At 66.2% G+C, this 8,826-nt stretch carries 7 protein-coding genes and 1 pseudogene; all 8 read right to left on the bottom strand.

Features of this window, described 5'->3' with window-relative positions:
- Window positions 1-1,209, bottom strand: a 1,209-nt coding sequence (locus VN047_RS04855) for a PepSY domain-containing protein (RefSeq protein WP_325540585.1), incomplete at its 3' end; no start/stop codon positions are given.
- 14 nt (window positions 1,210-1,223) lie between these two features.
- Window positions 1,224-3,248 (bottom strand): TonB-dependent receptor family protein, encoded by a 2,025-nt coding sequence (locus VN047_RS04860; RefSeq protein ID WP_325540587.1) that lies wholly within the window; start codon window positions 3,246-3,248, stop codon window positions 1,224-1,226.
- A gap of 69 nt (window positions 3,249-3,317) precedes the next feature.
- Window positions 3,318-3,710 carry a DUF2946 family protein gene (locus VN047_RS04865; RefSeq protein ID WP_325540589.1) on the bottom strand — a complete coding sequence of 131 codons (393 nt, stop codon included), beginning with the start codon at window positions 3,708-3,710 and terminating at the stop codon, window positions 3,318-3,320.
- Window positions 3,711-3,775: 65 nt separating this feature from the next.
- Window positions 3,776-4,945, bottom strand: coding sequence for a sterol desaturase family protein (locus VN047_RS04870; protein WP_325540591.1), 1,170 nt, complete (start codon window positions 4,943-4,945; stop codon window positions 3,776-3,778).
- A 62-nt stretch (window positions 4,946-5,007) separates the two neighbouring features.
- Window positions 5,008-7,182, bottom strand: a complete 2,175-nt coding sequence (gene ligA, locus VN047_RS04875) for an NAD-dependent DNA ligase LigA (RefSeq protein WP_325540594.1) — start codon at window positions 7,180-7,182, stop codon at window positions 5,008-5,010.
- Entirely contained in the window at window positions 7,179-7,577 is a 399-nt protein-coding gene (locus VN047_RS04880; RefSeq protein ID WP_325540596.1) for a putative quinol monooxygenase, read from the bottom strand. Before VN047_RS04880 ends, ligA begins: the two co-directional genes overlap by 4 nt.
- Window positions 7,574-8,260, bottom strand: a complete 687-nt coding sequence (locus VN047_RS04885; protein WP_325540598.1) for a GNAT family N-acetyltransferase — start codon at window positions 8,258-8,260, stop codon at window positions 7,574-7,576. The genes VN047_RS04880 and VN047_RS04885 overlap by 4 nt, the downstream gene beginning before the upstream one ends.
- Window positions 8,257-8,826, bottom strand: a pseudogene (locus VN047_RS04890) (DNA repair protein RecN); the annotation flags it as partial. The gene VN047_RS04885 and the pseudogene VN047_RS04890, both read right to left, overlap by 4 nt.

An 8,826-nucleotide genomic window follows, 5' to 3' on the forward strand; every position in this document is an offset into this window, starting at 1 on the left:
CCTGAGCCGGGCCGGATCGCGCGCGACCGGCGGCGCCCCCAGCGCGTCTTCGGGCTTGCGGCGGCGCCACATCAGGAAGCCCGAAATGGCAAGCGCGAACAGCGCGAGCGCGGTCGCGACCCCGATCAGCTGGTTGGCGATTCCGAACAATTGTCCCTCGTGCCATGCGATGCCGATGTTCACGGCGCGGTCGATGACATGCCTGTCGGCAAAGCCGCTGCGCGACACCTCGGCCCCGGTCGCAGGGTCGTAGCTGACCTTGCGCACCAGCGGGCGGTTCTGCGTCTGCGTCGTCAGCGTCCATGTGGCGCCGTTGGGCGGGCCGAAGAGATTGGGGGCGCCGGGCGGCTGGATGATCGCGGGCGCGGGCATATGCTCGGCCTTTGCGAGCGCGACGACGCGCGCGAGCGGGATCGCCGGTGCGGCGGCGTGGGCGGCATGCCCGTTCATCGCCATTGCGTTGTGATCATGCGCGGCGTGCGGATCGGCAGCGGCGCCGCCCTTCCAGTCCTGCACCCCCGAAACCCAGCCCATTTCGGCGCGAACGGTGCGGAAACCGCTCGCCCAGACGTCGGTCCATGGCAACGCGGTCAGGAGCAGGATCAGTGCCAGCCCCGAAACCCAGAAGCCGGTCACCGCGTGAAGATCGCGGAGCGCGATCCGTCCGCCGAGCGACAGGCGCGGCCATACGACGCCTGCCAGCCCGCGCCCGCGCGGCCACCAGAGCCAGAGACCGGTCAGAATCATCACGATCGCCCAGCTCGCAGCGAGCTCGACGAGAATCTTGCCCGCGCGGCCGATCAGAAGGCTGCCGTGGATCGCCGACAGCCACGCCGAAATTCGCCGCTCGGGATCGGCCGAGCCGATCACCCGGCCGTGCGGCGATACCGCGACGTCGCGCATCGTGCCGCCCGGCAGCCCGAGATGGACGACCGCGGCGTCGCCCGGCGCTTCGGGGATTCGGTAGTAGTGGAAGCTCGCGCCCGGAAAATCGGCGAGCGCGGCGGCGACCTGCGCATCGGCATCGACCGCGTCCGCCGCCGGCAGGCCGCGCCACGCGCGCTCCTCCCATCGGTCGAGCTGGGGCTTGAACAGATAGGCAGCCCCCGTCGCCGACAGGATCAGGATGAAGGGGATGACGAACAGCCCGGCGTAGAAATGCCAGCGCCAGATCGTTCGATAGAGCGGAACCCGGTTGATGTCGGTCATCCCCTGTTCCTCCTCTAGAACCGCGCGCGGATGCCGGCGGAGACTGCGCGGCGTTCGACGGGGTAATAGATCGCCGGATTGATTGCCGGAATCGCGCTATCGTTGACCCGCGCATCGATCACCGCGCTGATGTCGCCGATCGCCTTTTTGCCGGTGATGTTGCGGACATCGACAAAAGCATCGACCCCCCGCGCGACCGTCGCGCCGCCCGTGATACCGACGAGGGCATAGCCCGGGGTCGATACCTGATTGCGGTAATCGGCGAACGGACCGTCGGGCACCCATTCGAGGTTCGGCGCGACGTGCAGCGCGTCGGTGCCGATCCGCAGTTCGGCGCGGTAGACGTGTTTGGGCACGACCGGCAGACGGTTGTCTCCGAATTGCGCATCATTGCGGAAGCGGAAATTGCTGTAAGTGTAGACTTGGCGCAACTTCAGCCAGTCGGCAGGCTGCCATTCCAGCGCCGCCTCGACACCTTCGTGGAGCGTCCGGCCGGCGTTGAAGGTCGAGGCCGGGATCGCCGGGCCGATGTCGAATTGCAGCAATTCGCCTTTGATCGTCGACCGGTAATAAGTGAGATCCCAGTTCAGCGGGCCGCTTTTCCCGCGCGTCCCGGCTTCCGCGGTCCATGCGCGCTGCGCGTCGAGCGGGACGAAGGCGGCGACCTGTCCCAGTTCGATGAACCCCGGGAATTCGACCGAGCGGCTGTAATTGGCGTAGAGTTGCACATCCGCCACCGGTTCGAACAACAGACCGGCCTTGGGCGAGAAGGCATTGAAAGCGGCGCGGCCGACCGTCCCGTTCTGCGCCGGCGCCGAGATATTGAAGTTCATCACCTGCCGCCGCTTTCCATCGGCATAGATGCCGCCCGCGATCAGGGTCAGCTCGGGCAGCGGGCGGATGCGCACCTCGCCATAGAGCGACGCCGCGCGCGCGTGCTGGTCGGCATCGACCCGCAGCGCGCCCCGCTTGCCGTTCCGGTTGACGAAGCGCTTTGCCCGGGTGTCGCCGACGCGCAGTTCGCCGCCGAACGTCGCTTCGAACAGGTCGCCCGCATAGTCGAGGCGGAAATAGCCGCCACGATCGATCCCCTCCTGATCGACGAGCTCGAAGATCGGGTGGTAAAGCGACTTGGCGTTGACGAAGGCACCGACGTCGAGCTTCACCGCGCCCCAGTCGAAGCGCGTGCGGTTCTGGATGCGGATCGAATCGATGTCGCGCCCCTGATCGCCCGCGATCGTCCCGGGTATCGCAAGCCGCGGGGTGGTCAGCGCCTGTTCCATCGTCAGCGCGCTCGGGATCTGCTGGTCGATGCTGTTGACGCTGACGTACAGCCGGTTCGTCACGACGTCGCCGAACCGCACGCCGACATTGCCGTTGAAGCGGAAGCTCCGCCGCTTCACATGATCGCGGTCGCCGTCCGACGTGTCGGCGCTGATCGCGCCCCATGCATCGACCCGGTCGTCCGCCACACCCGCCGAGACGAGCCCGCGATAGCTGTCGAAGCTGCCGACGTCGGCGCGAAGATAGATGCCCCGTGCCGTGTGCCCCGTCGGCGTCACGCCGTTGCTCGCGCCGCCGAGCGTGCCCGAGCCGAAACGCAGCGCATTGGCGCCGCGATAGACTTCGAGATGATCGAAGAAAATGGGCTCGAGTTCCTGGAAGTCGCCATTGTCGTCGGCAAGGTTGATCGGCACCCCGTCCTGGAGCAGCGTCAGCCCGCGCATGTGATAGCCGCGCGAGAGGCCCGAGCCCCGGATCGAGATGCGCACCTCCTGCCCGTAACGCGGCTGGAGATAGACCCCCGGCGAGAAGGCGAGCGTGTCGCGCAGGGACACGACCGACTTGTCGGCATAATCTTCATAGGAAATGACATCGGTGCCGCCGGCCGTCCGCGCGGCGCGCTCTTCGGCGGCATCGGTTGCGGTCGGCGCGGTGACGATGATCGTGGCGTCGGCCTCTTCGGCATGGACGGGAACGGCGGCGATACAGGTTGCGAACGCCAGCAAGGGCGCCGCATGACAAGCGATTTTGTTCATTGGAATTTCTTCCCCGGAAACAGGCATTGGGCCGCGCCGCGCTCGGCGCGGGCGGCAGTTCAGGCTGGTTCAGGCGAAGAGAGGTGGCCCGGTGCTCGGCGGGAGCGGCGATGCGATGCCGGGCGCGAAGCCGAGCGACGGGATCGCGACGGGGGCGGGCTCGACAGCGGGCGGCACGGCCGCCAGGACAGGCACATCGGGGACGATCGGCGCATTGGCGAGCGCGCCCCACGGGCAATGCTGTTGCGCCTCGCCCGCGTCGTGACTGCCGGCCTTTTCAAGCGGAATCGTCATCGTCCCGCCAGGGTTCGACGGATCCGAACAGATGCGCACGGTGATCGATCCGCCCGCATCGCTCTCGATCATCCAGCCCGGCGCGACCAGCACCCGCGCGGCGAGCGCGAGGAGCAGCGGCAACAGGAGCAGGATGCCGGGACGGCGAAAGGCGGCGAGCAGACTCACGTCGCGCGCCTTATGGCGCGCGAACCCTGCTGGCAAGCGGGCAGATTGCCCTACTCCGCCTCACGCTATTCGGCGGGCGTCTCGTCGGTCTTCTTGCCGGTGCGCGTCCACGGATAGAGGAACTGGCCCCAATAGCTGCGCGGAACATCCTCGGGGATGCCGTAATTTTCGGGCCAGCGGTCCTTCGGCAGATGGAAAGTGCCGAACATCTTGTCGATCCACGGAAAATGGATTGCGAAATTGACGTCGAACGCCTCGCGTTCCAGCCCATGATGCCAGTGGTGAAAGCGCGGGGTCGCGATCCAGTGGCCGAGGCGGTTGAAATTACCCCCGACATTGGCGTGGAGCAGCGACGACCAGACGTAAACGAAGCCGATATAGGCCTGCATCACCGACGGCGCGAAGCCGAGGGTGAAGAGAGGCAGCGAGGTGATCGAACGCAAGAGGATGATCTCGACGAAATGCATCCGCGATCCCGCGAGCCAGTCCATCGACTTCGCGCTGTGGTGCACCGCGTGGAAACCCCAGAGGAAGGGATAGCGGTGGAAGGTACGGTGGAACCAGTATTGCGCCATGTCCGACGCGACGAGCACGATGACGAACTGGACGATCCACGGCAGGGAGGCGACCGTGGCGCGAAACGCCTCCCAGTTACTCGTGTTCTCGTTGATGATCGTCGAGGGAGCGAGCGCGAGGAAGCCCAGCACCTGCACGAACATCGTGCTGACGAGATAATAGAAAAGATCCTCGCGCCACTCGGTGCGGAACAGGCGCTGCATCCTGCGGTGCGGAAAGGCGCGTTCGAGCGGCGCGAACATGAAGCCGGTGACGAGCAGGTTCACGACAAAGAAATCGAGCCCGAAGAAAATGCCCCAGTCGCGCGTCTCTTGCGGCTGGACGTTCGACCCGCCGACAAGGATCGCAGCGAGCCCGATCATCAGCGCGGTGAGGCCGAGCACCTTGCGCGGGCGCAGCAGCAGGCTGAGCAGAGAGAGGCCGTAGCTGACGAGCAGAATCGCGTGGACCACTCCCCGGAAGCCGCCCCAATGCTTGATAATCTCGAGTTCAGGGGTTGCGAACCAGTCGGGAAAGCGCAACGCGATCACCATACCAAAGCCGGCGATCGCAAAGAGCAGGCCGAAGAAGCCCGAGAGCCAGCCGCTGCCGAACCGCCGCACCTCGGTATGCGATTCGAGGTCGCGCATCAGATTTTGAAGATAGTCACGCTTTGCCATGTGGTCCCCTCACAGCATTTTCACCGCACCGTCTGTGACGGAGCGCACCGCTCGCCATCGCCCTAACCTGCCGCCGCGACGATCTCGGCCCATTCGGCTTCGTCGATCACGCGGATACCCAGCGCGCTCGCCTGCTTGAGCTTCGATCCCGCGCCCGGTCCCGCGACGACGAGGTCGGTCTTGGCGCTGACGCTGCCCGCCGCCTTGGCGCCGAGCGCTTCGGCCTGCGCCTTCGCTTCGTCGCGGCTCATCGTCTCGAGCTTGCCGGTGAACACCACGGTCATCCCCGACACCTCGCTCTCCCGCGTTTCGACGACATAAAGCGGCGGCGCGACTTCGGAGAGGAGGTCGTCCCACAATTCGCGGTTGTGCGGTTCGTGGAAGAAATCCGCGAGCGCTTCGGCGACCGCGGGTCCGATACCGTCGGCGCGCACCTCGAGGATCGATTTGAACGCCTCGACCTTGCGGGTCGCATATTTGCCGTCCGATTCGCCTTCGCCCTGCGGGTTTTCTGCAAGATATGCATGGATTTCGGCGGCCTTTTCCGGGAGCCGCGCGATGGCGCCCAGCCCCTTGAGCAAATCGCGCGCGGTCACCGCGCCGACGTGCCGGATGCCGAGCCCGAAAAGCAGCCGGGCGGCATCGGGCGCGCGCTTGGCTTCGATCGCGGCGAAAAGATTGTCGACCGACTTTTCCTTCCACCCCTCGCGGCCGAGCAGCTCCGCGCGGTGGCTCTTCAGGCGGAAGATATCAGCGGGCCCCTTGTCGAGCCAGCCGAGGTCGAGAAATTCCTGAATGCTCTTTTCGCCAAGCCCCTCGATGTCGAGCGCGCCACGGCTGACGAAATGGCGCAGGCGCTCGAATTTCTGCGCGTTGCAGATCAGGCCGCCAGTGCAGCGGACATCAACCTCACCCTCTTCGGCCACCGCCTCGCTGTCGCAGACGGGGCAATGGTCGGGGAAAACATACGGCGCGCGCATCTCGTCGCGGGTGAGGTTTTCGACGACCTGCGGGATCACGTCGCCCGCGCGCTGGATCACGACGCGGTCGCCGGGACGGACGCCGAGACGGCCGATCTCGTCGCGGTTGTGGAGCGTGACGTTCGCGACGACGACGCCGCCAACGGTGACGGGAGTCAACCGGCCGACCGGGGTCAGCTTGCCCGTCCGCCCGACCTGGATGTCGATCGATTCCAGCGTCGTCTGCGCGCGTTCGGCGGGGAATTTATGCGCGATGGCCCAGCGCGGCGCCTTGGCGACGAAGCCAAGTCGCTGCTGCCATGCGAGGCTGTCGATCTTGTAGACGACGCCGTCGATGTCATAATCCATCTCGGCGCGGCGACGCTCGATCTCGGCGTAATGGGCCAGAATGTCGGCGACCGATTCATAACGCTTGAGGAGCGGCGACACCGGGACGCCCCAGCGCTCGATCGTCTTCATCATGTCGAACTGGGTTTCGGCGGGCAGCGCGCTTACCTCACCCCAGCCGTGAGCAAGGAAACGCAGAGGGCGCGACGCGGTGACGCTCGCATCCTTCTGGCGGAGCGAGCCTGCCGCCGCATTGCGCGGGTTGGCGAACTGACGGACGGTAGCGGGATCGAATTCCTGCTCACGCTGCGCAGCGAGCGCCTCCCCCTCTGCAAGCAGGCGCGCGTTGAGCGCCACGAAATCGGCCTTGGCCATATAGACCTCGCCGCGGATCTCGAAGACGTCGGGCGTCGCGCCCTTCAACTCCTGCGGAATATCGGCGATGTAGCGGACGTTTGCCGTGACATCCTCGCCCACGCTGCCGTCGCCGCGCGTCGCGGCCTGCACGAGCTTGCCCTTTTCATAGCGCAGCGAGCAGGACAGACCGTCGATCTTGTCCTCGGCGGTCAACGCGACGACCGCCTCGCCCGGAAGATTCAAAAAGCGCCGCACCCGCGCGACGAATTCCTCGACGTCTTCGGCCGCAAACGCGTTGTCGAGGCTCATCATCCGCTGTGCGTGGGTAACCTTGGCGAGCGGCGACGCCTCGACCGCGGCGCCGACCTGGCTGTTCGGGCTGTCGGCGCGGACCAGTTGCGGGAAGGCGGCTTCGAGTTCATTGTTGCGGCGGACGAGTGCATCATAGTCAGCGTCCGAAATTTCGGGCGCGTCTTCGGCATGATAGCGCTTGCTGTGATAGGCGATGGTTTTTGCGAGCCGCATCAACTCATTGGCGGCATCGGCCTGCGATAGCGATTCAATCTCGGTCATGCGCCCGTCTTTGCCACCGGCCTGAATTCGGCGCGAGTACCAAATCCTGCGATAAGCGGTCGCCCCTTTTTGATCGCAGCTTGCACCGCGGGTAGCGTCAGCGAGGCGGCGTGCGCTTCCTTGCTGTCCCACAGTTCGACGATCCAGATGGCATCGGAGTTCGCGCTATCCTCGCCGATCAGATAGGCGAGATTGCCGGGCATTTCGCCCGTGCCTTCGGTCAGGATGGCAATCAGCGCCGCGCGCTGGCCGGGCTGCGCCATCATTTGACCAACGAGACCATATTGCGGATCGGCTTCTTCCATAAAATCCTCCAGCGCGCGCGCCTTCGATGCAGGGAGCAGCGCTACGGCCATCGCCGCCAGCGCGACGAGATGCTCGCGACGGTTCATCATTTCGCGATCGCCAGCATATGCACCTCACGCCGGACGCGAAAGCCGAGCGTTTCATAGAGGGCGAGCGCGCCTGTATTATCGGCATAGCTGTGCAGAAAAGGTTGCTCGCCGCACGCGATCATCTCGCGCATCACATGGCCGATCAGCATTCGGGCATAACCCCGGCCGCGGCAATCCGCCCAAGTCGATACGCCGCTGACTTCGGCCATGCCGGGCATCAGCATGCGTTGCCCTGCCATCGCGAGCAGGCGGCCGTTTTCGCGGATTCCGAAGAAGGGACCGTAACGGTGCGTCGTCGGCCCCCATGGTCCCGGTCGGGCATGGTCGGCTAGCGCCGCCATTTCGGCCGCATCCCCGTCACCGAGGGGAAGGATCGCGACGTCATCCTCCGGAGGTGACGGCGGTGCGCCCCCGGCGACCATCTGCGCAAGCACCGCGCGCTTGACCTCATATGTGCCGGGCGGCACCGGCCAGGGCGCGCCTTCGACGATCCATATCTCGCCGTGACCCGGAACCAGCGCGGCGAGCGCAGCTTGCGCCTCGGCACCCGTATCGGCGGCCGCGCCAAAAATGCCATAGCCGCGATCGATCCGCACCGCGCGTTCGTCGCCCTCGGCGAGATGCGCCTGCCGTCCGGTCAACATGCTCCAGACCGGGCGGTCGAGTGGATGCGGCGCCGTCATGCCGCGACGTCAAGCAGACGCACCGCCTGCGCACGCGCTTCCTCGGTCACCTCGGCGCCCGATAGCATGCGCGCGATTTCTTCGCGGCGGCCCGCTTCGTCGAGCTGGTGGACACTGGTGCGCGTGACCGTCCCTTCGCTCGACTTGGCGATGACGAAATGCGCGGCCCCTTTCGCTGCAACCTGCGGGCTGTGCGTCACCGCGAGCAATTGCTTGCCCGCGCCCGCCAGCCTTGCGAGACGTTCCCCGATCGCCGAAGCGACCGCCCCGCCGACGCCGCGGTCGATCTCGTCGAAGATGATCGTATCGGCACCGCCCTCTTCAGCGAGCGCGACCTTCAATGCGAGGATGAAGCGCGACAGCTCCCCTCCCGATGCGATCTTCGCGAGCGACGCAAAGGGCGCGCCGGGATTGGTCGAGATGAGAAATTCGACGCGGTCGATGCCATCGGCGCCCCAGCGTTCGGCGGGCAGGCGCTCGACGAGCGTCCGGAAGCGTGCGGCGTCGAGCTTGAGCGGCACGAGTTCGCCCGCAACCGCGGCGTCGAGGCGGGTCGCGGCCTTGGC

It is taken from the genome of Sphingopyxis sp. (assembly GCF_035565275.1).
Classification (GTDB): Bacteria; Pseudomonadota; Alphaproteobacteria; order Sphingomonadales; family Sphingomonadaceae; genus Sphingopyxis.